General features: G+C 62.6%; 24 protein-coding genes. 8 read left to right on the forward strand and 16 right to left on the reverse strand.

Annotated features, from left to right (window positions below):
• The first annotated feature begins 237 nt into the window (after positions 1–237).
• The 6 genes from M1D99_RS18370 to M1D99_RS18395 are packed head-to-tail and all read left to right on the forward strand — an operon-like array spanning position 238 to position 6,298.
• A complete protein-coding gene (locus M1D99_RS18370; RefSeq protein WP_458130568.1) occupies positions 238–3,162 on the forward strand; it encodes a monovalent cation/H+ antiporter subunit A in 2,925 nt (974 codons plus the stop codon).
• Complete coding sequence (locus tag M1D99_RS18375; protein ID WP_003202835.1) at positions 3,162–3,506, forward strand: Na+/H+ antiporter subunit C; 345 nt, start codon at positions 3,162–3,164, stop codon at positions 3,504–3,506. Before M1D99_RS18370 ends, M1D99_RS18375 begins: the two co-directional genes overlap by 1 nt.
• Positions 3,503–5,188 carry a monovalent cation/H+ antiporter subunit D gene (locus M1D99_RS18380; RefSeq protein WP_186707346.1) on the forward strand — a complete coding sequence of 562 codons (1,686 nt, stop codon included), beginning with the start codon at positions 3,503–3,505 and terminating at the stop codon, positions 5,186–5,188. Before M1D99_RS18375 ends, M1D99_RS18380 begins: the two co-directional genes overlap by 4 nt.
• A complete protein-coding gene (locus tag M1D99_RS18385) occupies positions 5,185–5,673 on the forward strand; it encodes a Na+/H+ antiporter subunit E (protein ID WP_186707345.1) in 489 nt (162 codons plus the stop codon). Before M1D99_RS18380 ends, M1D99_RS18385 begins: the two co-directional genes overlap by 4 nt.
• A complete protein-coding gene (locus M1D99_RS18390; protein WP_018612749.1) occupies positions 5,670–5,948 on the forward strand; it encodes a K+/H+ antiporter subunit F in 279 nt (92 codons plus the stop codon). The genes M1D99_RS18385 and M1D99_RS18390 overlap by 4 nt, the downstream gene beginning before the upstream one ends.
• Complete coding sequence (locus M1D99_RS18395; RefSeq protein WP_458130569.1) at positions 5,945–6,298, forward strand: Na+/H+ antiporter subunit G; 354 nt, start codon at positions 5,945–5,947, stop codon at positions 6,296–6,298. The genes M1D99_RS18390 and M1D99_RS18395 overlap by 4 nt, the downstream gene beginning before the upstream one ends.
• 187 nt (positions 6,299–6,485) lie before the next feature.
• Here M1D99_RS18395 and M1D99_RS18400 read toward each other — a convergent pair whose 3' ends face one another.
• From M1D99_RS18400 to M1D99_RS18410, 3 genes are all read right to left on the reverse strand, one after another.
• Entirely contained in the window at positions 6,486–6,923 is a 438-nt protein-coding gene (locus M1D99_RS18400) for a DUF3995 domain-containing protein (RefSeq protein WP_434570916.1), read from the reverse strand.
• 134 nt (positions 6,924–7,057) lie between these two features.
• Positions 7,058–8,068 (reverse strand): ABC transporter substrate-binding protein, encoded by a 1,011-nt coding sequence (locus M1D99_RS18405; protein ID WP_434570918.1) that lies wholly within the window; start codon positions 8,066–8,068, stop codon positions 7,058–7,060.
• A 153-nt stretch (positions 8,069–8,221) separates the two neighbouring features.
• The gene (locus M1D99_RS18410) at positions 8,222–8,671 is read right to left on the reverse strand and encodes a hypothetical protein (RefSeq protein WP_458130570.1); all 450 of its coding nucleotides are present in this window, start codon (positions 8,669–8,671) and stop codon (positions 8,222–8,224) included.
• 787 nt (positions 8,672–9,458) lie between these two features.
• Between M1D99_RS18410 and M1D99_RS18415 the strand changes: the two genes are divergently transcribed.
• Positions 9,459–9,689: a hypothetical protein gene (locus M1D99_RS18415; protein WP_186707341.1), complete on the forward strand. Its 231-nt coding sequence runs from the start codon at positions 9,459–9,461 to the stop codon at positions 9,687–9,689.
• A gap of 84 nt (positions 9,690–9,773) precedes the next feature.
• On the forward strand, positions 9,774–10,010 hold the full coding sequence (locus M1D99_RS18420) for a DUF2789 family protein (protein WP_434570924.1): 237 nt from the start codon (positions 9,774–9,776) through the stop codon (positions 10,008–10,010).
• Positions 10,011–10,209: 199 nt separating this feature from the next.
• On the opposite strand, the gene M1D99_RS18425 is transcribed toward M1D99_RS18420, so the two are convergent.
• The 13 genes from M1D99_RS18425 to iolE form a co-directional block, all read right to left on the reverse strand.
• Positions 10,210–11,814, reverse strand: a complete 1,605-nt coding sequence (locus M1D99_RS18425) for a methyl-accepting chemotaxis protein (RefSeq protein ID WP_458130571.1) — start codon at positions 11,812–11,814, stop codon at positions 10,210–10,212.
• Positions 11,815–11,991: 177 nt separating this feature from the next.
• Positions 11,992–12,396: a TraR/DksA family transcriptional regulator gene (locus tag M1D99_RS18430; RefSeq protein WP_003202859.1), complete on the reverse strand. Its 405-nt coding sequence runs from the start codon at positions 12,394–12,396 to the stop codon at positions 11,992–11,994.
• A 327-nt stretch (positions 12,397–12,723) separates the two neighbouring features.
• On the reverse strand, positions 12,724–13,746 hold the full coding sequence (locus M1D99_RS18435; RefSeq protein ID WP_186710404.1) for an ABC transporter permease: 1,023 nt from the start codon (positions 13,744–13,746) through the stop codon (positions 12,724–12,726).
• A gap of 146 nt (positions 13,747–13,892) precedes the next feature.
• A complete protein-coding gene (locus M1D99_RS18440; protein ID WP_186729056.1) occupies positions 13,893–15,446 on the reverse strand; it encodes a sugar ABC transporter ATP-binding protein in 1,554 nt (517 codons plus the stop codon).
• Positions 15,447–15,519: 73 nt separating this feature from the next.
• A complete protein-coding gene (locus M1D99_RS18445) occupies positions 15,520–16,443 on the reverse strand; it encodes a sugar ABC transporter substrate-binding protein (RefSeq protein ID WP_434570928.1) in 924 nt (307 codons plus the stop codon).
• Between the two features lie 51 nt (positions 16,444–16,494).
• Complete coding sequence (locus M1D99_RS18450; protein ID WP_186710408.1) at positions 16,495–16,647, reverse strand: hypothetical protein; 153 nt, start codon at positions 16,645–16,647, stop codon at positions 16,495–16,497.
• Positions 16,648–16,789: 142 nt separating this feature from the next.
• On the reverse strand, positions 16,790–17,842 hold the full coding sequence (locus M1D99_RS18455) for a Gfo/Idh/MocA family protein (protein ID WP_186710410.1): 1,053 nt from the start codon (positions 17,840–17,842) through the stop codon (positions 16,790–16,792).
• Positions 17,843–18,377: 535 nt separating this feature from the next.
• The gene (locus M1D99_RS18460; protein ID WP_186710412.1) at positions 18,378–19,388 is read right to left on the reverse strand and encodes a Gfo/Idh/MocA family protein; all 1,011 of its coding nucleotides are present in this window, start codon (positions 19,386–19,388) and stop codon (positions 18,378–18,380) included.
• Between the two features lie 29 nt (positions 19,389–19,417).
• Complete coding sequence (iolD, locus tag M1D99_RS18465) at positions 19,418–21,349, reverse strand: 3D-(3,5/4)-trihydroxycyclohexane-1,2-dione acylhydrolase (decyclizing) (protein WP_458130572.1); 1,932 nt, start codon at positions 21,347–21,349, stop codon at positions 19,418–19,420.
• Positions 21,350–21,516: 167 nt separating this feature from the next.
• Positions 21,517–22,338 (reverse strand): TIM barrel protein, encoded by an 822-nt coding sequence (locus M1D99_RS18470; RefSeq protein WP_434570936.1) that lies wholly within the window; start codon positions 22,336–22,338, stop codon positions 21,517–21,519.
• Positions 22,339–22,374: 36 nt separating this feature from the next.
• The gene (locus tag M1D99_RS18475) at positions 22,375–23,877 is read right to left on the reverse strand and encodes a CoA-acylating methylmalonate-semialdehyde dehydrogenase (RefSeq protein WP_434570937.1); all 1,503 of its coding nucleotides are present in this window, start codon (positions 23,875–23,877) and stop codon (positions 22,375–22,377) included.
• A 30-nt stretch (positions 23,878–23,907) separates the two neighbouring features.
• The gene (gene iolB, locus M1D99_RS18480; protein WP_411385000.1) at positions 23,908–24,717 is read right to left on the reverse strand and encodes a 5-deoxy-glucuronate isomerase; all 810 of its coding nucleotides are present in this window, start codon (positions 24,715–24,717) and stop codon (positions 23,908–23,910) included.
• Entirely contained in the window at positions 24,714–25,607 is an 894-nt protein-coding gene (gene iolE, locus M1D99_RS18485; RefSeq protein WP_186710422.1) for a myo-inosose-2 dehydratase, read from the reverse strand. The genes iolB and iolE overlap by 4 nt, the downstream gene beginning before the upstream one ends.
• Between the last annotated feature and the right edge of the window lie 20 nt (positions 25,608–25,627).

Raw genomic sequence — 25,627 nt, forward strand, 5'->3', positions numbered from 1 at the left:
CTACTGCGTAGCCCAGCGGGAGCAAGCTCCCTCGCCACAGGGATAAGCGCGACATTGCGCAAGACCTCGCCCCAACGGCTCCAATACGCGTGCTGATTCCTGAGCGGTGTCCGCTGACCCAAACACGCAAAGTCAGAAAACTCCACCTACCTTGTAGGATTCTGCGACACCCTTGCGGTTGGTGATCGGGAATACGCCACGTATGATCCCTCACAACCTTCCGCCGAATAGAAGCCTATGTCACTGATAGTTCTATTGCTTTTGCCCTTCATCGGCAGCTGTGTCGCGGCGCTGCTGCCGCATAACGCCCGTAACGCCGAATCACTGCTGGCCGGCCTCGTCGCCCTGGCCGGCACGGTTCAGGTGGCCTTGCTGTACCCGCAGATCGCCGACGGTGGCGTGATCACCGAGCGCTACACATGGCTGCCCAGCCTGGGCCTGGATTTCGTGCTGCGCCTGGACGGTTTCGCTTGGCTGTTTTCGTTGCTGGTGCTGGGCATCGGCACGCTGGTGTCGCTGTACGCCCGCTACTACATGTCGCCGGACGACCCAGTGCCACGCTTCTTTGCCTTTTTCCTGGCGTTCATGGGCGCCATGCTCGGGTTGGTGATCTCCGGCAACCTGATCCAGATGGTGTTTTTCTGGGAACTGACCAGCCTGTTCTCGTTTCTGCTGATCGGCTACTGGCATCACCGTGCCGACGCCCGGCGCGGTGCGTATATGGCGTTGATGGTCACCGGTGCCGGTGGGCTTTGCCTGCTGGCCGGGGTGATGCTGCTTGGCCATGTGGTGGGCAGCTATGACCTGGACAAGGTCCTGGCCGCCGGCAACCTGATTCGTGACCACGCCCTCTACCCCATCCTGCTGCCGCTGATCCTGATCGGCGCATTGAGCAAAAGCGCTCAGTTCCCTTTTCATTTCTGGCTCCCCCACGCCATGGCCGCCCCCACGCCGGTGTCGGCGTACCTGCACTCGGCGACCATGGTCAAGGCCGGGGTGTTCCTGTTGGCGCGGTTATGGCCGTCGCTGTCGGGCAGTGAAGAATGGTTCTACATCGTCAGCGGCGCGGGGGCCTGTACGTTGCTGCTGGGCGCTTACTGCGCGATGTTCCAGAATGACCTCAAGGGTCTTTTGGCCTACTCCACCATCAGCCACCTCGGGCTGATCACCCTGCTGCTGGGCCTGAACAGTCCGCTGGCGGCCGTGGCGGCGGTGTTCCATATTCTCAACCACGCCACGTTCAAGGCGTCGCTGTTCATGGCCGCCGGGATCATCGACCACGAAAGCGGCACCCGGGACATTCGCAAGCTCAGCGGCCTGGTGCGGCTGATTCCGTTCACCGCGACCCTGGCGATGGTCGCCAGCGCGGCGATGGCCGGGGTGCCGCTGCTCAATGGTTTCCTGTCCAAGGAAATGTTTTTCGCCGAGACCGTATTTATTTCCGCCACGGCCTGGGTCGAGCTGGCGCTGCCGATCATCGCCACCATCGCCGGGACGTTCAGCGTCGCCTACTCCCTGCGCTTCACCGTGGACGTGTTCTTCGGCCCCACCGCCAGCGACCTGCCCCATACTCCCCACGAACCGCCACGCTGGATGCGCGCGCCAGTGGAGTTGCTGGTGTTCACCTGCCTGTTGGTGGGGATCTTTCCGGCCCAGGTGGTCGGCTCGTTGCTTGCCGCCGCCGCGTTGCCGGTGGTGGGCGGCACGCTGCCGGAATACAGCCTGGCGATCTGGCACGGCCTGAACGCGCCGATGATCATGAGCCTGGTGGCGATGTCCGGCGGCATCGTCCTGTACCTGTTGCTGCGCAAGCAATTGCGCCAAGGGCACATCAAGCACCCGCCGTTCATTGGCCGGCTCAGCGGCAAGCGCCTGTTCGAGCGCTGCCTGGTGTTGATGATGCGCCAGGGCCGGCGACTGGAGCGCAGGATCAGCACCCGGCGCCTGCAAGCCCAACTGTTTTTCCTGGTGCTGGCGGCAGTATTGGCCGGGCTTATCCCGATGTTGCACAGCACGCTGGCCTGGGGCGACCGGCCGAAGATTCCCGGCTCCATCGTCTTCGTGACCCTTTGGCTGCTGGCGATCGCCTGCGCCCTGGGCGCGGCCTGGCAGGCCAAGTATCACCGGCTCGCGGCCCTGACCATGGTCAGCGTCTGCGGCCTGATGACCTGCGTGACCTTTGTCTGGTTCTCTGCCCCTGACCTGGCCTTGACGCAACTGGTGGTGGAGGTGGTCACCACGGTGCTGATCCTGCTGGGACTGCGCTGGCTGCCACGGCGGATCGAGGACGTCTCGCCGCTGCCCAACAGCGAGCGGCGGGCGCGTATCCGGCGCGTGCGGGACTTGCTGCTGTCCATCGCCGTCGGCGGCGGCATGGCGCTGTTGTCCTATGCGATGCTTACGCGGCAGACGCCCAACGACATTTCGTCGTTCTACTTGAGCCGGGCCTTGCCCGAAGGCGGCGGCAGCAACGTGGTCAACGTGATGCTGGTGGATTTCCGGGGCTTCGACACCCTGGGGGAAATCACCGTGCTGGTGGCGGTGGCCCTGGCGGTGTTCGCCCTGTTGCGACGCTTCCGTCCACCGAAGGAAAGCATGCAGCTACCGGCGCAACAGCGCCTGTTGGCGCCGGACGTGGTCACCGACCTGGTCAACCCGCGCCATGCCAGCGATACCGCCCTGGGTTTCATGATGGTGCCGTCGGTGCTGGTGCGCCTGCTGCTGCCGATCGCCCTGGTGGTGTCGTTCTACCTGTTCATGCGCGGCCACAATCAACCCGGTGGCGGCTTCGTGGCCGGGCTGGTGATGTCCGTCGCGTTCATCCTCCAATACATGGTCGCCGGCACTCAGTGGGTCGAGGCGCAAATGAGCCTGCGACCGCTGCGCTGGATGGGCACCGGGCTGTTGTTCGCCACCGCCACCGGCCTGGGGGCGATGGCCGTGGGGTATCCGTTCCTGACCACCCACACCTGGCATTTCGAACTGCCGCTGCTGGGGGATATCCACCTGGCCAGCGCGCTGTTCTTCGATATCGGCGTGTACGCGGTGGTGGTCGGTTCCACCCTGTTGATCCTCACCGCCCTGGCGCACCAGTCGGTCCGGGCCCATAAACCGGGCCTGCAACCCAAACCCGTCGCCGCCGTCAAAGGAGCCACCGCCTGATGGAAGAAGTCATCGCAATCGCAATCGGCGTACTGGCCGCCTCGGGTGTCTGGCTGGTGTTGCGGCCACGGACCTTCCAGGTGGTCATGGGCCTGTGCCTGCTATCCTACGGCGTCAACCTGTTCATCTTCAGCATGGGCAGCCTGTTCATCGGCAAGGAGCCGATCATCAAGGACGGCGTGCCCCAGGATCTTCTGCACTACACCGACCCGCTGCCCCAGGCACTGGTGCTGACCGCCATCGTGATCAGCTTCGCCATGACCGCGCTGTTCCTGGTGGTGCTGTTGGCCTCCCGGGGGCTGACCGGTACCGACCACGTGGACGGTCGGGAGCCCAAGGAATGATGTTGACGCCTCATCTGATCGCCGCGCCCATCCTGCTGCCGCTGCTGACCGCCGCGTTGATGCTGATGCTGGGCGAGAAGCACCGCCCGCTCAAGGCCCGGATCAATCTGTTGTCCAGCCTGCTGGGCCTGGGCATCGCCGTGCTGTTGCTGCGCTGGACCCAGGACCAGGCCCTGCCCGCGTCCATTGGTGTGTACCTGCCGGGCAACTGGCAGGCGCCGTTCGGCATCGTCCTGGTGGTCGATCGCCTGTCGGCGCTGATGCTGGTCCTGACCGGAATCATCGGCGTCAGCGCCCTGCTCTTCGCCATGGCCCGCTGGGACCGCGCCGGTGCCAGTTTCCATGCGTTGTTCCAGATCCAGCTGATGGGCCTCTACGGCGCCTTCCTGACCGCGGACCTGTTCAACCTGTTCGTGTTCTTCGAAGTGCTGCTGGCGGCTTCCTATGGCTTGATGCTGCACGGTTCGGGCCGGGCGCGGGTGTCCTCGGGCCTGCATTACATTTCCATCAACCTTTTGGCGTCGTCGTTATTCCTGATCGGCGCGGCGCTGATCTATGGCGTCACCGGCACATTGAACATGGCCGACCTGGCCCTGAAGATCCCGCTGGTGCCGGAGGCCGACCGCGGCTTGTTGCACGCCGGCGCCGGCATCCTCGCGGTGGCGTTCCTGGCCAAGGCCGGCATGTGGCCGCTGAACTTCTGGCTGGTGCCGGCCTACAGCGCCGCCAGCGCACCGGTGGCGGCGCTGTTTGCAATCATGACCAAGGTCGGCGTCTACACGATCCTGCGCCTGTGGACGCTGCTGTTCTCCGGCCAGGCCGGCGCCTCGGCGTATTTCGGCGCCGACTGGCTGGTCTACGGCGGCATGGCGACCATCGTCTGCGCCGCCATCGCCATTCTCGCGGCCCAACGCCTGGAGCGCATGGCGAGCCTGAGCATCCTGGTTTCGGCGGGGATCCTGTTGTCGGCCATCGGCTTCGCCCAACCGAACCTGGTGGGCGCGGCGCTGTTCTACCTAGTGAGCTCAACCTTGGCGCTCTGCGCGCTGTTCTTGCTGGCGGAGCTGATCGAACGTTCGCGCTCGGCCAATGAACTGTCCCTGGACGACGACTTCGACACTTTGCCGCGGCCGTTGGAATCCTTGCAGCCGCCCAAGGGCATCAACCTCGATGACGAGCAGAAAGCCGTGGTCGGCCAAGTGATTCCCTGGACCATGGCCTTCCTCGGCTTGAGCTTTATCTTTTGTGCGCTGTTGATCATCGGCATGCCGCCGCTCTCGGGGTTCATCGGCAAGCTGAGCCTGCTGAGCGCCTTGCTCAATCCCCAAGGATTCGGCGCCAGTGCCGGGGCGCCGGTGTCGAACCAGGCGTGGGGCTTGTTGGCGCTGCTGATCCTCTCGGGGCTGGCCTCACTGATCGCCTTCTCGCGCCTGGGCATCCAACGCTTCTGGACACCTCAGGAACGCCCGTCACCGTTGCTGCGGCCGTTCGAATGCCTGCCGATCGTCGTACTGCTGGGCCTGGGCATCGCCCTGACCTTCAAGGCCGAGCCGTTGCTGCGCTATACCCAGTCGGCCGCCGACGCGTTGAACACTCCGGAACATTACGTGATGTCGGTACTCGCCACCCGCGCCGTGCCCAACCCCGAAGCCCGCGCCGCGTTGCGGGAGGTACAGCCATGAAGCGCCTGTTTCCCGCCCCGTGGTTGTCCCTGGCGTTGTGGCTGCTGTGGCTGGTGCTGAACGTGTCCGTCAGCGCCGGCCATCTGCTGATGGGTGCTGCATTGGGGTTCCTGGCGCCGTTGCTGATGCGTCCGTTGCGCCCACGGCCCATCCGTATCCGCCGGCCGTGGGTGGTGTTGCGCCTGTTCCTGCTGGTGGGCCGCGACGTGCTGGTGTCCAACCTGGCGGTGGCCTGGGGGGTGCTGAACGCCGCCCGCCGCCCGCCTCGCTCGCGATTCATCAAGGTGCCGCTGGACCTGCGCGATGCCAACGGCCTGGCCGCGCTGTCGATGATCACCACGGTGGTTCCCGGGACCGTCTGGTCGGAACTGGCCCTGGATCGCAGCATCCTGTTGCTGCACGTGTTCGACCTGCCGGACGAGGCGTCATTCATCGCGCACTTCAAGGCCACCTACGAGCGCCCCTTGATGGAGATTTTCGAATGAGCCCGTTGCTGTCCAATGCGATCCTGTTGAGCCTGTTCCTGCTCTCCCTGGCGATGGTGTTGACCCTGTGGCGACTGTTCAAGGGACCCTCGGCCCAGGATCGGGTACTGGCCCTGGACTACCTGTACATCGTGGCGATGCTGATGATGCTGGTGCTGGGCATCCGATATGCCAGTGACACCTATTTCGAGGCGGCGCTGCTGATCGCCCTGTTCGGCTTTGTCGGCTCGTTTGCCCTGGCCAAGTTCCTGTTGCGTGGCGAGGTGATCGAATGACCGGCGAACTGTCGATGTGGGTGGAACTCCCGGTGGCGATCCTGCTGGTACTCAGCAGCTTTTTCGCCCTGGCCGGGGCGATCGGCCTGGTGCGCTTGAAGGATTATTTCCAGCGCATGCACCCACCGGCCCTGGCCTCCACATTGGGCGCCTGGTGCGTGGCATTGGCCTCGATCATCTATTTTTCGGCGCTCAAGTCCGGGCCGGTGTTGCACGCCTGGCTGATCCCGATCCTGCTGTCGATCACGGTACCGGTGACCACCCTGCTGCTGGCCCGGGCGGCACTGTTCCGCAAGCGCATGGCGGGGGATGATGTGCCGGCCGAAGTGAGTAGCCGCCGGACCGACTGACAGGTATCTCGCGCCGGTACAGCTTTTGTGGCGAGGGAGCTCGCTCCCGCTGGGGTGCGCAGCAGCCCTTGGACCTGTCACCTCGGTGTGTCAGGCTGACTTGTGTTCAGCTTTTTAGGAGGGCTGCGCCCTCCAGCGGGAGCAAGCTCCCTCGCCACAACTGTGTTCGGCCGGGTGACGGCGTGAGTCAGGCCCACGCCACCGTCAACAATCCGGCCCCGAGCACCACGCACAACGGCGAGTAGACCCAGGTGTCGAGCCTGGCGAAGGTCGAGCCCTTGACCTCCTTGAAGAAACCCACCAACTCCGACTCGCCAATGGCTCGGGCGAACATCAGCAAGGCAATCGCGCTGATCAGCCACTGCAACGCCCGATGGGTGACCGGCTGGGCGAGCAGGCCGACCCGCAGGCATACCAGCAGCGCAATCATCAGCAGCGCCAGGGCCACCAGCAACGTCAGCCAGCCCGAGGGGTCGAACGCCGGTCGCAACGCGTCCCCCTGCTTCACCGGCACCTGGGGCACCACCGCCAGGGCCGCCCACCGCCCGCCCAGGGCCCAATACAAATGAATCAAGCTGATGGTCGCAAACACTGCGACCAGCGACCGAGCCAATAAAAGCGTCATTCGCCAGCCTCCTCAAAAAGGTTGAACAATCATCCTAGCTCGAATTTGGCATTTCGCTGGACGGGCGCAGGTTGCCAGTTTTCAGCGAATGACGACTTGCCCAGGATCAACTGTTCAATTGACTGACGTACTCGCTACAGACCGGCGGACACCTTGTCGGCGACGTCCTTGGGCAGCCAGGCCTGCCAGACCTCAGGATGGGCCTTGAGGAACGCCTCGGCGGCTTCACGGGGTGGCGTGCGTTTCTCGCTCATGTCGGCCAGGGCCTTGTTCAACGGCTCGATGGGCAAGTCGACCTTGCTGAAGAACTCGGCAATGTCCGGGTATTGCTTCTGGAACGGTGCGGAGACGCCAATCGACAGTTTCGAGGCCAGCGAGCGGGTCGGCTTCGGGTTGGGGTTGTCGGCGTCGGTCAGGGTTTTCCAGGCCTCGGCATCGAAAGGCGGCTCTTGCAACTGCACCAGCTTGAAGCGCCCGAGCAGCGGCGTGGGCGACCAGTAGTAAAACAGGATCGGCTTGCCCCGGCGGATCGTCGAGCTGATTTCCGCATCCAGCGCCGCCCCCGAGCCGCTGCGAAAATTCACGTAGCTGTCGGACAGGCCATAGGCCTTGAGCTTCTGCTTGTTGACCACCTCGGAGGTCCAACCGATGGGGCTGTTGAGAAAGCGGCCCTTGTCGGGGCTTTCCGGGTCCTTGAACACGTGCTTGTAGCGCGCCAGGTCCTCGACGCTGCGCAGGTCTGGCGCCAGGGGCTTGATGCCCTTGGCCGGGTCGCCCTTGATGACATACTCGGGCACCCACCAGCCTTCGGTCGCGCCTTTGACCGTATCGCCCAAGGCGACCACCTTGCCTTCGGCCTCGGCCTTGACCCACACCGGGCTGCGGCCGGCCCACTCCTCGCCGATCACCTGGATATCGTTATTGGCCAGGGCGGTTTCCAGGGTGATGGTGGTGCCGGGCAAGGTGTCGGTCTGCAATCCATAGCCCTTTTCGACGATGACCCGCAGGATATCGGTGATCAGGCTGCCGCTTTCCCAGTTCAAGTCGGCAAAGTGGATCGGCGCTGTGGCGGCCGACGCCGGAAGGGGTGAAACCAACACAGCGAAGGTGGCCCAGGCAGCCAGCCACTGTCGAACTCGTCTCATGCTTTGCACCTCGTGCCAGATAACAGCAATCCCTGAACGGCCCTGCGTAACGAAACGCAAGCCCCTGAATAGTTCAGTCAATTGACTGTAGCCGAGGTTCCAGCGAGATCTTGCGAAACTGTCAGCGGTTTGGGTGCACAGGCGCCGAAACGGTCACTCACTGGCCTTGAAAGTGACCAGTTCGCCCTTGCGCCACTTGGCGGCCTTGGCGGTTACCGCTTTCAAGGTCTTGGTCAAGCCTTCCTGCAGCTGTTCATTGGCCGCGAACACGGTCACTACGCTGTGGCCTTCCTTGAACAGGATGGCCTGGCCACCGGGAGTCATGACGAAGGCGTAATCGCCAAGGCCATAGACCGTCAGCTTGATTTCGCGAAAGCGGATTTCAAACTTGCCGCCTTCGCGACTGGGCAATACCGCCGCGCGAAAATGATCACCGACTTTGAGCTCCAGCCTGGGTTTGTCATCGACTACCAGGGCCGATTCGGTGTCGATTTCGGCAACATAAATACCTTCGGCGGTCTGCTCGGTGATGTAGACGAAACGTGACTGGAATTGTTTGACCAGTTTTGCCCGCAGGTCACCAAGTACAAATAACGCATGCATGTCGAGATTACTTACTGCCAAGGAAACATCCCCATCTTTGAAAAAGACCCGCCCCGCGCAAAGGACGGACCACGAGAACCCGTACCGACTGTAATGTCGTAATGGACCTGTCACTGAAATTCGAAATGAACGGCGCGCCCTGTCCCGGGCCGAGAGCAGACTAAAGGTTGCCGCTCTCGCCGTCTTTCCCGGGGAGTCGCCAGAGGCTGAAGGAAAACGCCACTCTGAGCATCGGAAAAGATGGGACTACTAACTTTAGGGAAATTTCTCACTTAAAAAAGCATTTTTCTGACATCGAGCCCAAAAAAAATTGCTTTAGATAGGCGCAACCGTCCACACGGCTCTGCCGATTCTAGAGCAGCTCAAGGCGTGGAGACTACTCGAAGTCACCGGCAATTCGTCGGTAAATCATGAAAAGGAATTCATAATGATCGCTTTCCCTCCCCTGACCCACCCCTTCGCCCCATGCATCGCTGGAGCAGCCAACAGCTTTGACGGTGTCGATCGCCTGTCAATTTCGTTGATTCAACCGCGTTACCGGGTAGTCCTGGCCGGCAAGTGTTTTTTTCATATAGAAGAAACATCGACTGGACGTGTAAGAGGATTCCGAACCGACCATAACGAGGCCTGTCACCTGGCCAGGCGTCTCGAACAGAGCGCCTGAATGCCTCGTCCATGACTTAACTCAGCCGCCGACGGGCAACTGCTGCCATACTGCCCGTCCAGCGAAGATCGTCGTCCAATGGCGGATCGCGCACCCATAATGATTTTGAGGAGCAGGCGCGACGTGACGGAATTTGATATTGGCGAATTTTTTATCCGGGGCGAGGCCAGGGAAGTCGAAGGCGAGTTCCAAGCGGTCATTGTAATGCGTGCCAAACCACCGTTAACCACTGTCACCTGCCACCAGGTGGAAAAGGATCGCTGGTTCAAGACTTCGCAAGTCGCCGCCGAGGCCGCCAGGGAAGCAGCCAGGGCGCTGAAGGCCGCCGTGGACGAAGGCGCCTTGAAAGCCTGATTCCAATCGAACTCCTGATAAGCGCTTGCCTCAGATAAAGGAAGCACAGACGCGCCATGACGGCGCCGACCAGAGGAGACTCCCATGGAACAGCCTTCCCACGACCTCAAGACCCTGTTCGACCAACTCGGCCTGCCCTCCGATGGCAAGGCCATTGACGATTTTATCGTGGCCCACCCACTGTCCCCGGAAATCAAGCTGGTGGAAGCTGATTTCTGGTCGGACCAGCAGAAAGCGCTGCTCCAGGAATGGCTGCTCGCAGACGGCGAAGAAGCGGTGCTGGTGGACCAACTGAATGTGCGCCTGCACGACGGCAAGTAGCGGCAAGGCCCATTAATAGCATTCACCACCGCTCTTGTGGCGAGGGAGCTTGCTCCCGCTGGGGTGCGCAGCAGCCCTTGGACCTGCCGCCTCGGTGGGTCAGGTTGAGGAGGGTCAGCCTTTGGGGCTGCTGCGCAGCCCAGCGGGAGCAAGCTCCCTCGCCACAAAAGCTTCCTTGTCACATCCGTGGCGCTGAGGTCTAGCGCGGCTTCTCGGGTTTGTAGCCCAAGCGCAAGCCGCCCCAATGACGCCCCTTGAGCATGATTGGCACGGACAGGTCATGCATCAACTCCCCCGTGTCCCGGGTGTAGGTCTGCAACAGCACCGGTTGCTGGTGGCTGCCGCAGCGGATCCCGGTGCGATCGGAGAACTTGCGCTTGGTGCGGTTATTCAGCGTGTCCACCTGGGGATCGCCGGTCAGCGGCTGGCTGAAGACCTTATTGTGGGTCGGCACATAACCCTGCTGGGTGCAGGCAATCGCAAACACCAGGCCCTCGTGACGGGCCAGCAGCGGTTCCTGGATGGCGGGCATGACCTGGTCGGTGTAGCGGTCGAAGCGTGTCTGGTATTTGGCCGGCTGGGTATTGGGGATCGGTTGATAGTTACGGTCGAACAAGTCCTCGAGGCTGACACGGCCCTGGTCGATATCGGCCTCGAACTGCGCGGCGATCTGGCTTGCCCCTTCCCGCGCGAGGTCGTAGACCCGCTGGTGATAATCGTCGAGGCCCACCTCGGCCAGGCGTTCGCTGATGGTTTCGGCCTGGCCTTCCATCTGCACCGCCGCCTCGGCCAGGCGCTGGGTCTGCTGGTCGCTGATGGACAGGTCGCTGCGCATCTGCTCGATGGCGTGGAACAGGCAGTCGAGTTGTTCGCGATTGGTGTCAGTGCCCTGGGCAATGGCACCGACCTGGGTTTCAACCCCTTCTGCAAGGCGGGCGATGTTCTCCAGGTGCTGGCCGGTGTGCTCGACCTGCTGCACACCACTGTCCAGGTCGGCGGCCAGTTGGCGGATCTGCTCCACCACCTGGGCGGTGCGCTGCTGGATGTCGGCCACCATCACCCCGACTTCGCCGGTTGCCGCGGCGGTACGCCCGGCCAGGCCGCGAACTTCATCGGCCACCACCGCGAACCCACGGCCATGCTCACCGGCCCGGGCCGCCTCGATGGCCGCGTTCAGCGCCAGCAGGTTGGTCTGGCTGGCGATCGATTGGATCACCAGGCTGACCCGCTGGATTTCATCGCTGCGTACGCTCAGGGCTTCGATCAATTCCCGGCTGTCATTCGCCCGCTGGCTGAGCTGGTGCATGCGGCTGATGGACTCCACCAGTTCGCTGCGCCCGGCCACGCTGCTGCGATGGGCCTCGCTGGCGGCGCCCAGGGCTTGCTGACTGAGTTGTGAAGTGGCCTGTTCAGTGGCGATCATCGATTCGGCATTGCTGACGATCTGCGCCGCCGCATCGAGTTGGGACTGGACCTTGCCGGCCAGTTGCTTGACCGAATAGGCAACACCGGCGGCCGACAGGGCGTTATGGCTGGTGGTGTAGGACAAGTCGCGGGTCAACTCGGCCAGGGTGTCGGTGCTGGGTGCGGCTGCCGCGGCCACGCGTGAACGCAGGCGCGGCAACCAGACGATCAGCATCACCAGCGGCAGGCCCAAGTACAGCGACCAGCCGCCCAAGGCCATGCCGCACAGCAGCAAGGCCAGGGCCAGACTCTGCAAGGTCGGCGTCAGCCAGCGCGCCGCGCCTTTCGTTTCGGCTACCGAGGCCGGCACCGCACCCACCAGCGTTCCGTCTGTCGCCATGTTCGTCACCCACATTCTCGTTGTTATGACCGCATTAAACGCCACTACCGAGCCATTATCCATGGTCCATTAGTCGTGTTCTTGCAGCAGGTCAACGGGAGTAGACGAACAGGTACCGGCGAAAGCAAAAGATCGCGGCCTTCGTCAAAAGGTCGCGATCTTTTTGAACAACGCGAATCAGGCCTGACGCTGGTGCTTGTCGATTTGTTCGTGACGTTCCTGGGCTTCGATGCAGTACTTGGTGGTCGGGCTGATCAGCAGGCGCTTGAGGCCGATCGGCTCGCCGCTGTCGTCGCACCAGCCGAAGCTGTCGTCGTTGATACGGTCCAGGGCCTGCTCCAGTTGAGGCAGCATGCGCTGGTCGCGATCGATGGCGTTGACCAGCCAGGTACGCTCTTCTTCTACGGAAGCAGCGTCCGCCGGGTCGGCCGGGGTGTCCAGGCTCTCAATGGCGATTCGGTTCTGTTCGATGCGCTCGTGGGTTTCGACTTTCATGTTCTGCAACAGCTTGGTGAAGAAAGCCAGCTGCTCGGCATTCATGTAATCATCCGCCGGCATGGCCAGCAACTTTTCCTTTGTCATTGATTTCTCTATAAAAAAACGTGCATTAAGGCGAATTATGGAGCGTCCCGCAGCGCAGCTGCCACGCTCATCGGGAAAGGCGCCGTCTATTCCAAGCGCCACCCGGCACTCAATTTACGAGGGGCGGCAGTCTAAGGCCGAGTCGAGGCCTCAGCAACTGAAAACATAGGGAAAATGTCCGACAACCCCCTCAAATGTTCTCTGACAGGCTTTTGGCAGTCATCGGAGTGCGTTTATAACAAGAAATTCGGTGCAATTGCTGTATTAAGAAGACAAATGGCAACGCCACGCGGGTCAGGCGTGGCGCTTTGTCGCAACTTTCGGCTATCAGCGCTTGAGTTTGCGCTTGTTGCGGTACTGGTCGATGACCACCGCCACCACGATGATCAAGCCCTTGATGATGTCCTGGATGTAGGCATCGACCCCGACGAAGGTAAAACCGCTGGCCATCACCCCGAGGATCAGCGCCCCGATCACCGTCCCGGTGATGCGCCCCACCCCACCCGCCAGGCTGGTGCCGCCGATCACCGCCGCCGCAATCGCGTCCAGCTCATAGGACATGCCCATGCCCGCCTGCCCGGTCGCCGCCCGCGCCGAGGCCACCACGCCGGCCAGCCCCGCCAGCAACCCGGCAATGCTGTAGACGATCACCAAGTGGCGCTTGACGTTGATGCCCGATGTGCGCGCCGCCTGCATGTTGCCGCCAATGGCGTAGGTGTACTTGCCGTACTTGGTGTAGCGCAGGGCAATGTGGAAGATCACCGCCACCACCAGGAAGATGATCACCGGCATCGCGCCATGGCCAATGGCGGTATAGGAATCGGACAGCATGCTCACCGGCTGGCCTTCGGTGTAGTAGCGTGCCAGGCCACGGGCCGAGACCATCATGCCGAGGGTGGCGATGAACGGCGGGATGCCGGTAATGGCGATGATGCTGCCATTGATCGCCCCGGCCAGCAGCCCGACCCCAAGCCCCGCCACCACGGGTATCCACACCGGCAAGTCCGTCAGCGAGGGAAACACCGCCCGGGCGAAGTCCGAGGTCTGGGCCAGGCTGGCGGCGATCATCGCCGACAGCGCCAGCACCGAGCCGGACGACAGGTCGATGCCGGTGGTAATGATCACCTGGGTCACGCCGATGGCCAGCAGGCCGATGATCGACACTTGCAAGATCATCAGCACCAGGCGCTGGGAGTTCATCAGGAAACTCTGGTCACGCATGATCCAGCCGAACATTTCGAACACCAGGCCGATGCCGATCAGCACCAGGAAGATGCTCAGTTCCGTCGGCAACCGCCGCCGGGTCCTGTTCGGTGCTGCCGCGGGTTTGTTTTCCAGTATCGCGTTCATAGCCAATCACCTTTTTTGATCCGTGGCCAGGGAACTTGCTCCGCTGGGCCGTATTGCGAGCCGACACAGGGCCGCTTCGCGCCCCAGCGGGAGCAAGCTCCCTCGCCACATTTTTGCTCGACTTTATTTACCTGAGCCAAAAGGCATCAGGACAGGCCCGAGGCCAGTTGCATCACGCGTTCCTGGGTCGCTTCGCTGCGGTCGAGCGTGCCCATCAGGTCGCCTTCGTGCATCACCATGACCCGGTCGCTCATGCCCAATACTTCCGGCAGTTCCGAGGAAATCATGATCACCGCCATGCCTTCGCTGGCGAGATAGGCGATGAGCCGGTAGATCTCGGCCTTGGCGCCGACATCGATGCCGCGGGTCGGCTCGTCGAGGATCAGGATGCGTGGATTGGTCATCAACCAGCGCGCCAGCAAGGCTTTCTGCTGGTTGCCGCCGGACAAGGTGTCGATGCACTGTTCCAGCGACGGGGTCTTGACCCGCAGCTTCTTGCACATGTCCTCGCACAAGGCGCGCAGGGCTTTCTGTTGGATGAAGCCGTTGCCGACGTAATGGGGCAGCACGGCCATCTCCATGTTTTCCAGCACCGACAGGCACGGGAACAGGCCACTTAGCTTGCGGTCCTCGGTCAACAGCGCGAAGCCTTTTTCGATGGCCATGTGCGGGTCGGTGATGCGCACCGGTTGGCCGTCCAGGAGGATTTCGCCGCCGGTGCTCGGGGTCACGCCGAAAATCGCTTCGGCCACGTTGGTCCGGCCCGAGCCCATCAACCCGGCGATCCCCAGGATCTCCCCGGCATGCAGGTCGAAGGACACGCCTTTGAAGATGCCGTCCAGGCTCAGGTCGCGCACCGACAGCACCAACTCACCGATGGGTTGCTCGCGCACCGGGAACAATTGGCTCAGCTCACGCCCGACCATCATCGAGATCAGGCTGTCGCCGTCCATGCTGTCGGCCCGTTGCAGGCCGATATAGGCGCCGTCGCGAAACACCGCCACTTCATCGGCGATGGCAAACACTTCGTTCATCTTATGGGTGATGTAGATGATGCCTTTGCCCTGGGACTTGAGGTCGGCAATGATCGAGAACAGGTGGGCGACTTCGGTCTCGGTGATGGCCGAAGTCGGCTCGTCCATGATCAGGATGTCGGAGTCATACGAGACCGCCTTGGCAATCTCCACCATCTGCCGCTCGGCAATGCTCAGGTTGCCCACCTGCTCCTCGGGGTCGAGCTTGATGCGCAGGCGCTCCAGCAGCCGGGCGGTGCAGCGGTGCATTTCGCCATGGTCGACCATGTGCAGGCCGTTGAGCTGCTCGCGGCCGATCCAGATGTTTTCGGCGATGCTCATGTGGGGCATCAGGTTCAGTTCCTGATGGATCATCGCGATGCCGGCCTGCAACGCCGCCAGCGGCGTGTCGAACGTCACCGGTTTGCCGCGCAGGCGCAGTTCGCCGGCGTCCGGCTGGTAGATGCCGGCGATGATCTTCATCAAGGTGGATTTGCCCGCACCGTTTTCACCCATCAGGGCCAGCACGGAGCCGGGGCGCACCCGCAGTTGAACATCGGACAAGGCCACCACACCGGGAAAGCCCTTGCTGACGTTGACGACTTCCAGCAGGTACGGCTCATCAAGTAATACGTCCGGCTGGAAAGTCATGGCCGGGGCGCTCGAAGCAGTCGCTGAAGCGAACATGATCAGGTACTCCCTCGGCAAGGTGGCGTTGCAACCTTGCCTGCTTATTGTTGTGGTGGGACCGGGTTGAACGTCACTTGAACTGATCGACGTTGTCCGGCGTGATCAAGCGGTACGGCACCACGACGGACGCCATTTTCTCGCCCTTGGCCATTTTGACCGCCGTGTCGATGGAGCCATCGGCCTGGCCCTTGGCGTCCTGGAACACCGAGACCGCCATTTGGCCTTTCTTGATGGCGTTCAAACCGTCCGGCGTGCCATCGACCCCGGCAATCAATACGCTGCCTTTCTCTTTACCCGCTTGCTTGAGGGCCATGGCCGCGCCGATGGCCATTTCGTCGTTGTTGGACACCACCGCGTTGAACTCGCGGCCTTGGGTCAGCCAGTCGTTGACCAGGGTCATACCCTTGTCCCGCGACCAGATACCGGTCTGTTCCTGTTCGATCTTGATGCCCGGGTACTTGGCCAGCACTTCCTTGACGCCCTTGGTGCGGTTGGTGGTGGAATTGTTCGCCAGGTCACCCAACAGGATCACGATGTCGCCCTTGCCGCCCATCTTGTCGGCCAGGTATTGCATCTGCATGCGCCCGGCTTCGAGGTCATCGGAGGCCACGGTGACCACCCCTTCCGGCAATTTCGGATCGTCCGGGCGGCGGTTGACGTACACCAGTGGGATACCGGCAGCCACCGCGGCCTTGGTGATGCGCTGGGTCGCGGCGGTGTCCACCGGGTTGACGATGAGCGCATCGACCTTCTGGCTGATGAAGCTTTCCACCTGGCTCAGTTGCTTGACCACGTCACTGCGCGCGTCTTCGAACTGCAGGGTGACGCCATCGGGCAAGGACTTGGCCTTCTTGTCCATGGACTCGCGCAGGTAGGTCAACCAGGTGTCATCGAATTGGGACATGCTGACGCCGATCTTCAGGTCCGCCAGGGCAGCGCCGCTGGTGAGCATCAACGACAGGGCCAGCGAGGCGATACGGGTCTTGGTCTTCATGAACGGTCTTTCTCCACTTTTTTGTTGGTTTTATGGATAAGGCGTGACGGATCAGGAACGGGGCAAGCGCACGATAGGCGCACCGGGCATGCAACAGACCATGGCGCCCTTGCGCTGGATACAAAGGGATTCGAACAGGGGGAGGACTGCGGACAGGCGCAGCAGATGTGGCAGGTGAAACGCAGAGCGGCTGAAGGTTTTCATCGACGGTACCTAGCTGTGTTTCTTGTTTTTGTTTCGTCTGTCGTCCGTTCAAGGTTGGCTTGGCGGGAGGCAGACAGGGTTGTCGGTAACCTGGAATCGACTTTATTGGAAAATATTTTCCATATCAACTAATTTTAGAATTTTATTCGTTTTTTATTCCATGTCCCACAGGCGCGGATAAACACACCACTTCGCCCTGCTCGGCACTCTGCCTGGCCGCATCGAGGAGGCGCGTGGTGGCCAACGCGTCACGGGCCTCCACCGGCAGCGGGCCAGCGTCCTGCAACGCGCTTTGCAGTTGTTGGTAGAACGCCAGCCAGCAGCCACGTTCGGAAGTCACTCGCTCGCGCTCGGTGCCGTGTTCGAACCAGCCCCAGCGTCGATGTTCTTCCGCCCCCCAGCGTTCGCCCTCGGTCGCCGGGCTCAAGCCGGCCAGCGCCTGGGCCTCTTGCCCATCCAGGCCTTCGACGGTGTAGCAGCCCTGGGTGCCGTTGACCCGAAAACGCGGGCGCGCTGCGTTTTGCACGCAATTGCCGCTCAAGTGGGAAATCACGCCGCTGGCATGGGTCAGGGACATGAAGAAACCGTTGTCGAACACCTGGTCCGGCTGCCGATAATCCAGCTCGGCGTAGACCCGCACCACCGGGCCGAACAATTGCAGCGCCTGGTCCACCAGATGGCTGCCGAGGTCGCGCAGAAACCCGCCGCCGCTGCCTTTGCCCACCGACGTTGGCGAATAACGCTCGACGCTGGATTCAAAACGGATGATTTGCCCGAGGGCACCAGAGGCCAGCAGTTTGCGCAAGGTCAGGAAATCCGAATCCCAGCGACGGTTCTGGTACACGCTCAGCGGCACGCCGCGTTGTTCGGCGGCCAACACCATGGCCTCGGCCTGGGCGGCGTCAGGGGCGAATGGTTTGTCGCTGACCACCGCCACGCCGAGTTCGATGGCCTGCATCACAATGGCCGGGCGACCGTCCAAAGGGGTGGACACCACCACCGCATCGACGCCGGCCGCCACCAATTGTTCGAGGGTGTCGAAGGCCTGGGCATCCGGGTGATCGCTGGCCAATTGTTGACGGCGCTCGGCGGACCGCGTCACCACGCCGACAAACGTAGCCCCTGGCAGGCTGCTGATCAGCGGCGCATGAAAGAACCGCCCACCCTTGCCGTAGCCGACTAGTCCGATTCGCATGAAAGCTCCTTATCTGGAAATAACGCCGGGCCCTGTGGGAGCGAGCCTGCTCGCGATGGCGGTGGATCAGCCAGCATTGCGTTGACTGACCCACCGCTATCGCGAGCAGGCTCGCTCCCACAGTTTGTTCCCGGATGACTGCGGGAACTCTGCTCACCACAAATCCCTTGTGGGAGCTGAGCTTGCTCGCGATGGCGGCGGATCAGCCAGCATTGCGTTGACTGACCCACCGCTATCGCGAGCAGGCTCGCTCCCACAGTTTGTTCCCGGATGACTGCGGGAACTCTGCTCATCACAAATCCCTTGTGGGAGCTGAGCTTGCTCGCGATGGCGGTGTACCAGTCGACATCAATGCAAGCTGACCCACCGCCACCATCGCGAGCAAGCTCGGCTCCCACAGTTTGACCGAGTACCTTTGAGGGGAACGCAGCCGACTGTGGGAGCGGGCTTGCTCGCGAAGGCGGCGGTACATTTAGCATTGATAGCGACTGACACTACGCCTTCGCGAGCAAGCCCGCTCCCACAGAGAATGAATCTAGCCGTAAAAATGTGGGCGCTCGGGCAAGTCGACCTTGACGATCTGCCCACTCTGTTGCGCCTCGACACAAGCATCCGCCGCCACCGCCGCGGCAAACCCATCCCAGGCCGACGGCCCGCCCACTTGCCCGGCGCGCACGCCATCGATGAAAGCCTGCAACTCGACGTCGTAGGCGGCGATGAAGCGGTCCTTCCAATCCATCAGGATCGCATTGGACAGCTTGGCGCCGCTGCGCAGTTGCACCTGGGACGGTTCCGGCAGCTTGGCGATGCCGGTCTCCCCCACCACTTCGCATTGGATGTCGTAGCCGTACTGGCAGTTGACGAACACTTCGACGTCGATGCGCGTGCCCCGGGCGGTTTCCAGCAGGACAATCTGCGGGTCCCGCAGGTGGGCCAGGGCCTTGCTGGTCTTGCGGGGGAACACCACTTGCACCGAGACGTAGTCATCGGCCAACAGCCAGCGCAACACATCCAGTTCATGAATCAAGGTGTCGGTGATCGCCATGTCGGTCTTGTAGTTCTCGCCCACGCTCGGGTTGCGGTGGGCGCAGTGCAGCATCAGCGGTTCACCGATCTGGCCACTGTCGATCACCGCCTTGAGCGCGCGATAGCCTTCATCGTACGGACGCATGAAACCGACCTGCACCAGGCGCTTGCCATGGGCCACTTCGGCGTCGACGATCTTGCGGCAGCCTTCGGCCGTGACCGCCAGGGGCTTTTCACAGAACACCGGCTTGCCCGCCGCAATTGCCGCCAGCACGAACTCTTCATGGCTCGGGCCCCAGGAGGTGACGAGGATCGCCTCCACGTCCGGCGCCTTGATCAATGCATGACCGTCGGGATAGACCTCGGCGGTCAATTTCAAGTCGGCCACCACCTTCGCCGCCTGGGCGAGGTTGATGTCGGTCACCGCCACCACCTGGCTGTTGAGCAAGGTCTGGCTGCAACGACGGATATGGTCCTGGCCGATGGCCCCGGTGCCGATGACGCCCAGCTTCAAAGACATTTGGAACTCCTTTCGTAGGGTTGGGGCAATCAGTATTGACGGGCCTTGGCCAGTCGTTCGTTGAGGGTTTTGGCGACGGCATCGGTGCGGGCGCTGGTGGACACTTGCGCCACGCCAACCCGCCACCACGACAGGTATTTGTGGATCATGGTCTTGGGCAGAACCTTGATGTCGATCAGCGTCGAGACCGTCTGGCGCCGCGCATCGGCCAGGGCCGCGTGCAACTCATCCAGCGTCTTGACCTTGTAGGTCTTGCAACCGTAGGCCGCCGCGCTCATGGCGAAATCCACTGGCACAAAGGCACCGTCGAGCTTGCCGGTCTCGGAGTTGCGGAAACGGAACTCGGTACCGAAGCTGTCCATGCCGTGTTCCATTTGCAGGTTGTTGATGCAACCGAACGTCATGTTGTCCAACAGCACCACGTTGATCTTGCGGCGCTCCTGGATCGAGGTCGCCAGTTCCGAATGCAGCATCATGTAGGAGCCGTCGCCCACCAACGCATAGACCTCTTTGTCCGGCTCGGCGAGCTTCACGCCCAGGGCGGCATTGACCTCGTAGCCCATGCACGAATAACCGTACTCGACGTGATAAGTGTCGACGCCCTTGCTGCGCCAGCTGCGCTGCAAATCGCCGGGCAGGCTGCCGGCGGCGGCGACGATGATGGCGTCATCCGCCAAGGCTTGGTTGAGCGTACCGAGCACGCGGCTCTGGGTCAGGCAGGAACCGGTGAGCTCGATGAATTCGCGAAACACCGCCGGGTCCATGTGGTCGTTGATTTCCGGGACGAAATCCTCAGCCTGGTAATCCGCCTGGTAGATACGGTCCACTTCGGCGTCGAGCTGGGCCTTCGCATCGGCAACCTGCCCGCCCCATTCGGCACGATAATCCCCCATCGCGGCCGACAAGGCCTCCAGGCCCGAACGGGCGTCGGCCAACAGTTGCACGCCGTCGAGCTTCAAGGCATCGCACGGGCTGATGTTGAGGTTGAGGAACTGCACATCCGGGTGCTGGAACAGCCATTTCGACGCGGTGGTGAAATCGCTATAGCGGGTGCCGATACCGATGATCAGATCGGCTTTCTTGGCCAGCAGGTTCGCCGCCAGGCAACCGGTTTCGCCGACACCGCCAACGTTCAGCGGATGGCTGGACACCACCGCGCTTTTCCCCGCCTGGGTCTCGGCAAAGGGAATCTCGAAGCGCTCGGCAAACGCCTGTAGCGCGGCGTTGGCGCCGGAGTAGCGTACGCCGCCACCGCAGATGACCAACGGCTTGCGCTTGCCCTTGAGCAACGCCAGGGCATCGCCGAGCATCGCTTCGGTGGCCGGCCGGCGGTCGATGCGGTGCACGCGTTTTTGCAGGAAGTAATCCGGGTAGTCGTAGGCTTCGGCTTGCACGTCCTGGGGCAGCGCCAGGGTCACCGCGCCGGTTTCGGCCGGGTCGGTCAGCACCCGCATCGCGTGAATCGCGGCGGTCATCAATTGCTCGGGGCGGTTGATGCGGTCCCAGTATTTGCTCACGGCCTTGAAGGCATCGTTGGTGCTGATGCTCAGGTCGTGGAACTGCTCGATCTGTTGCAGCACCGGGTCCGGCTGGCGACTGGCGTAGACATCGCCGGGCAACAGCAGCAGCGGAATGCGGTTGGCCGTGGCGGTGGCCGCGGCGGTCAGCATGTTCGCCGCACCGGGGCCGACCGAGGAACTGCAGGCGTAGATCTTGCGCCGCAGATGCTGCTTGGCAAACCCGATGGCGGCATGGGCCATGCCCTGCTCGTTGCGGCCCTGATGGACCACCAGGTCGCCGCTGTCCTGCTCCAGCGCCTGGCCCAGGCCCAGCACGTTGCCGTGGCCGAAAATGGTAAAGACCCCGGCGACGAACTTGCTCTGGACGCCATCGACTTCGATGTACTGGTTATCGAGGAATTTCACCAAGGCCTGGGCCATGGTCAGTCGTGTTGTGGTCATGCTTGCACCTTGTCTGGAATGCAAATCTGGCGGTTTGCTCACTCCCCTGTGGGAGCGGGCTTGCTCGCGAAAGCGGTATGTCAGGTCACATCAATGTTGGATGTACTGCCGCCTTCGCGAGCAAGCCCGCTCCCACAAGGGGGATCTTCATCAGGTTGATAACGGGCTCAGGCCCGTGAGCTTTGCAGGTGATTCATGCTCGCCCCCAACGCCTGGCGAATGTCGGCCAGCTCATGGACGCTCTCGGCAAATGGCTCGAAAGACAGGTAGCCGTCATAACCGCCGCTGAGCAACGCCTCGATCTGCTTGGCATTGCCAAGGATGTCAGCCTTGCCCACCAGCACCCGGTGGCCGTCACGAATCGTCGCCAGAGGTGCCTGGGCATCCTCGACGCCGGAGATGTGCACCAGCCCGGTCAGTTCGGGGAAGAACTCCTGCTCGCCGGCCAGATGATGGTGGAAGGTGTCGTGCACCAGGCGGAACACATCCAGCCCGCCAATGCTCTTGATCGCTTCCACCGCCGTGCGCTTGCGACGCAGCGAGCACTCTTCGAACCCCAGGGGCTCGATGAAACCGTAGATGCCGAAGGCGCGCAGGATCGGTGCCAGTTCACTGAGGGCAGTACGCAGCCCAGCCGCACGCTCGGCTTCGCTGCGCGGGTCGGCGCGGTCATTGAGTGGGCACATCACCAGCCCCTCGGCGCCGCACTCGCGGGCGTAGTCGGCCAGCCGCACGGCCTGGGCGCGGCGCTCTTCGTTCCACACATCGAAGGGGTACAGGGCGTTGATCGACAGCACCTTGATGCCGCGGGCCTCGCACAATTCACGGACGCGAGCCGGCGGCATGCCGTCTTCGATCTCGACACCCTTCAGGTCGTTGCGAATCTCGATGGCATCGGTTTTCAACGCCAGGGCCAAGTCGATGAATGCCGGCAGTGACAGGCGCGGGGCAACCATTCGGTTCAAGGCAAAACGCAGGGGCTTGTTCATTGTTGTTCTCCCTCCGGCAGTCATTCGAAAAATGCGTTATTGGGCAGTCGGCATGCTGAATTCAGGGCCCTTGGCGATGCTGTCGGGCCATCGCTGCATCACGCTCTTATAGCGGCTGTAGAAGCGTAGGCCTTCCTCGCCGTAGGCATGGTGGTCGCCGAACAACGAGCGCTTCCAGCCGCCAAAGGAATGCCAGGCCATGGGCACCGGAATCGGCACGTTGATGCCCACCATGCCGACCTTGATACTGCGGGCGAACGCCCGGGCGATGCCGCCGTCGCGGGTGAAGCACGACACGCCGTTGCCGAACTCATGGGCGTTGATCAACGCCACCGCCGTGGCGAAGTCCGGCACACGCACGATCCCCAGCACCGGGCCGAAAATCTCTTGCTGATAGATGCTCATCTCGGCAGTGACCTGATCGAACAGCGTCGCCCCGACAAAGAACCCCTGCTCCGCCCCCGGCACTTTGAAGCCTCGGCCGTCGACAATCAGCCGGGCGCCCTCGGCCACGCCGGCATCGATGAAACCTTCGACCTTGGCCTTGTGCTCGGCGGTGACCAGGGGCCCCATGTCGGTGCCGGGTTGCTGGCCGTTGCCGACGTTCAACTGGTCGATGCGCGGCAGCAGCCGAGCGATCAGTTCGTCGCCGACGTCGCCCACTGCCACGGCGATGGAAATGGCCATGCAGCGTTCACCGGCCGAGCCGTAGGCGGCACCGATCAAGGCGTCCGCCGCCTGGTCGAGGTCGGCATCGGGCATGACGATCATGTGATTCTTGGCCCCGCCCAGGGCCTGCACACGCTTGCCGTGGGCCGTGCCCTGCTGGTGGATGTACTCGGCGATGGGCGTGGAGCCGACAAAGGAAATCGCTTCGATGTCCGGGTGCTGCAACAGCGCATCCACCGCCACTTTGTCACCCTGGACCACGTTGAACACACCGTCCGGCAGGCCGGCTTCGGTCAGCAAGCGGGCCATCAGCAAACTGGCGGACGGGTCGCGTTCCGAAGGCTTGAGGATGAAGCAGTTGCCGGCAACCAGCGCCAGGGGAATCATCCACAGCGGCACCATCACCGGGAAATTGAACGGCGTGACCCCGGCGCAAACGCCCAGGGGCTGGCGCAGGTTCCAGTTGTCGATGCCGCCACCGATGTTGTCGCTGAAATAGGTCTTGAGCAGGTTCGGCGCACCGCAGGCGTACTCGACGATCTCGATGCCGCGGGTGACCTCGCCGTGGGCATCGGACAGCACCTTGCCGTGTTCACGGCTGATGATTTGGGCCAGTTCGTCGTGGTGACGATCGAGCAGTTCCTTGAACTTGAACATCACCCGCGAACGGCGCAATGACGACTGCTCGGACCAGGCTGGGAACGCCGCCAGCGCCGAGGCCACCGCCGCGTCGACGGTACTCGGTTCGGCCAGGGCCACCCGCGCCTGCACCGCACCGGTGGCCGGATTGAAGACGTTGCTGGACCGCGGACTTTCGCTGTCCTGCACCTGACCGTTGATGTAATGGCCTACTACCGGGGCGTCGCTCATCGTGCTTGTTCTCCCTGCGTATGTGTGGGGTCAGAGATCCAGCAGCCAGCTGTGCTGCGGATCGTTGTGGAATTGCCAGACCCGCTTCGGGCCGGCCATGACGTTCAGGTAATACGACTCGTACCCGTAGGGCACGCTGACTGGGTGATAGCCCTTGGGGACGACCACCAAGTCGTTGTTCTCCACCGCCATGGCCTGGTCGATGCTGCGGTCGTCGGTGTAGACCCGCTGGAACACGAAGCCTTGGGACGGATTGACCTGGTGGTAATAGGTCTCTTCGAGGAAACTCTGGTGCGGCAGGTCGTCGGTGTCGTGCTTGTGGGGCGGGTAACTCGAGGAATGCCCCGACGGCGTGCGCACCTCCACCACCAGCAGCGAGTGCGCCGGTTCGCTGTCCGGCAGGATGTCGCAGACATAGCGGGTATTGGCGCCTTTGCCGCGCACGCTGCGCTTCATGCTGTCCGGGCGGATCAGCCGTGGGCCATGACTGTTTTGCGCCGAACCCGGTGCGGCGCACACGGCAATCTGCACGTCGCTCAGGGCGGTGACCTGGGCCTGGCTGCCGGGCGGCAGGTAAGCGGCATAAGGTGATTTGTCCTCGAACACCGACTGGCGATCACCGAGGTTGTCCCAATCGAAGGCGCCCTGCCCCGGCGCTTCGCCCTTGAGGCTGACGCGACCACTGAGCAGCACCAGGCACAATTCCTTGTCCCCGGCGGCCACTGGCAGGGTTTCACCGAGACGCAGGCGGTAGGCAGCGAAGCCGACGTATTCCAACTCGCCCGCCGGCAACTGGACCATGGTCCGGCCGCTGGATTGGCTCTTGATCAACAGGCTCATGACGGGCTCCTTTCGTTCAGCAAGGCGCGCAGGGTGTCGTAGCCCTTCTTGGCGTAGGCATAACTTGGGGCTACGGCAGGGTCCTGCTCGGCTTCCACCACCAGCCAGCCTTGGTAGTCGGCGGCCAGCAGCACGTCGAGCAACGCGGCGAAGTCGATGTCGCCATCCCCCGGCACGGTGAAGGTGCCGTTGATGATGCAGTCGGGGAAGCTCCAGAGGTTGTTGCGGGCCAGTTGCACCACCGGTTTGCGCACGTCCTTGAAGTGCACGTGGCAGACCCGCTCGATGTGTTTGCGCAGCACCTGCAACGGCTCGCCACCGCCCATGTAGCAGTGACCCGAGTCGAACAACAGGCCCACTTCGCTGCCGGTCAGGGCCATCAGTTTGTCGATGTCCGTGGGCGATTCGACGTAGGCGCCCATGTGGTGGTGGTAGGCCAGGCGCACGCCTTGGGATAGGGTGAAGCGCGCCAGTTCGGTGAGTTTGTCGGCGTAGGCTTGCCAGGCGTCATCCGTATGGAAACGCGGCCGCTCGACCAATGGAATCCGCTGGCCCTGGATGGAATCGGCCACTTCGCCGTAGACCAGCACCGTCGCGCCGTTCTGCGCCAACAGCTCGACGTGGCTGGCGATGGCGTCGATTTCTTCCGCCGCCGAACGCCGGGCCAGGCGACTGGAATACCAACCGGAAACCAGCGCCAGGTCATAAGGCCGCAGCACATCGCCGACGCCCTTGGCGTCCTTGGGGAATTTGCCGTTGAGCTCAAAACCTTCGTAGCCGATGGCCTTGCCTTCACTCAGCGCCGTACTCAACGGCGTCTCGCCGCCCAACGACGGCAAGTCATCGTTGCTCCAGGAAATCGGGTTGATGCCAATTCGAATAGCGGGCATGGCTGCACCTTTTATTGTTT

This window comes from Pseudomonas sp. R3-41 (genome assembly GCF_054161485.1).

Excerpts from the sequence above, each read along its gene's own strand:
- M1D99_RS18370 (WP_458130568.1), top strand. The coding sequence starts at position 238 with ATGTCACTGATAGTTCTATTGCTTTTGCCCTTCATCGGCAGCTGTGTC.
- M1D99_RS18375 (WP_003202835.1), top strand. The coding sequence starts at position 3,162 with ATGGAAGAAGTCATCGCAATCGCAATCGGCGTACTGGCCGCCTCGGGT.
- M1D99_RS18405 (WP_434570918.1), bottom strand. The coding sequence starts at position 8,068 with ATGAGACGAGTTCGACAGTGGCTGGCTGCCTGGGCCACCTTCGCTGTG.
- M1D99_RS18380 (WP_186707346.1), top strand. The coding sequence starts at position 3,503 with ATGATGTTGACGCCTCATCTGATCGCCGCGCCCATCCTGCTGCCGCTG.
- iolE (WP_186710422.1), bottom strand. The coding sequence starts at position 25,607 with ATGCCCGCTATTCGAATTGGCATCAACCCGATTTCCTGGAGCAACGAT.
- M1D99_RS18445 (WP_434570928.1), bottom strand. The coding sequence starts at position 16,443 with ATGAAGACCAAGACCCGTATCGCCTCGCTGGCCCTGTCGTTGATGCTC.
- M1D99_RS18425 (WP_458130571.1), bottom strand. The coding sequence starts at position 11,814 with ATGGCGACAGACGGAACGCTGGTGGGTGCGGTGCCGGCCTCGGTAGCC.
- M1D99_RS18400 (WP_434570916.1), bottom strand. The coding sequence starts at position 6,923 with ATGACGCTTTTATTGGCTCGGTCGCTGGTCGCAGTGTTTGCGACCATC.
- iolB (WP_411385000.1), bottom strand. The coding sequence starts at position 24,717 with ATGAGCCTGTTGATCAAGAGCCAATCCAGCGGCCGGACCATGGTCCAG.
- M1D99_RS18455 (WP_186710410.1), bottom strand. The coding sequence starts at position 17,842 with ATGCGAATCGGACTAGTCGGCTACGGCAAGGGTGGGCGGTTCTTTCAT.
- M1D99_RS18475 (WP_434570937.1), bottom strand. The coding sequence starts at position 23,877 with ATGAGCGACGCCCCGGTAGTAGGCCATTACATCAACGGTCAGGTGCAG.
- M1D99_RS18470 (WP_434570936.1), bottom strand. The coding sequence starts at position 22,338 with ATGAACAAGCCCCTGCGTTTTGCCTTGAACCGAATGGTTGCCCCGCGC.
- M1D99_RS18390 (WP_018612749.1), top strand. The coding sequence starts at position 5,670 with ATGAGCCCGTTGCTGTCCAATGCGATCCTGTTGAGCCTGTTCCTGCTC.
- M1D99_RS18440 (WP_186729056.1), bottom strand. The coding sequence starts at position 15,446 with ATGTTCGCTTCAGCGACTGCTTCGAGCGCCCCGGCCATGACTTTCCAG.
- M1D99_RS18460 (WP_186710412.1), bottom strand. The coding sequence starts at position 19,388 with ATGTCTTTGAAGCTGGGCGTCATCGGCACCGGGGCCATCGGCCAGGAC.
- iolD (WP_458130572.1), bottom strand. The coding sequence starts at position 21,349 with ATGACCACAACACGACTGACCATGGCCCAGGCCTTGGTGAAATTCCTC.
- M1D99_RS18450 (WP_186710408.1), bottom strand. The coding sequence starts at position 16,647 with ATGAAAACCTTCAGCCGCTCTGCGTTTCACCTGCCACATCTGCTGCGC.
- M1D99_RS18410 (WP_458130570.1), bottom strand. The coding sequence starts at position 8,671 with ATGCATGCGTTATTTGTACTTGGTGACCTGCGGGCAAAACTGGTCAAA.
- M1D99_RS18420 (WP_434570924.1), top strand. The coding sequence starts at position 9,774 with ATGGAACAGCCTTCCCACGACCTCAAGACCCTGTTCGACCAACTCGGC.
- M1D99_RS18385 (WP_186707345.1), top strand. The coding sequence starts at position 5,185 with ATGAAGCGCCTGTTTCCCGCCCCGTGGTTGTCCCTGGCGTTGTGGCTG.
- M1D99_RS18430 (WP_003202859.1), bottom strand. The coding sequence starts at position 12,396 with ATGACAAAGGAAAAGTTGCTGGCCATGCCGGCGGATGATTACATGAAT.
- M1D99_RS18395 (WP_458130569.1), top strand. The coding sequence starts at position 5,945 with ATGACCGGCGAACTGTCGATGTGGGTGGAACTCCCGGTGGCGATCCTG.
- M1D99_RS18435 (WP_186710404.1), bottom strand. The coding sequence starts at position 13,746 with ATGAACGCGATACTGGAAAACAAACCCGCGGCAGCACCGAACAGGACC.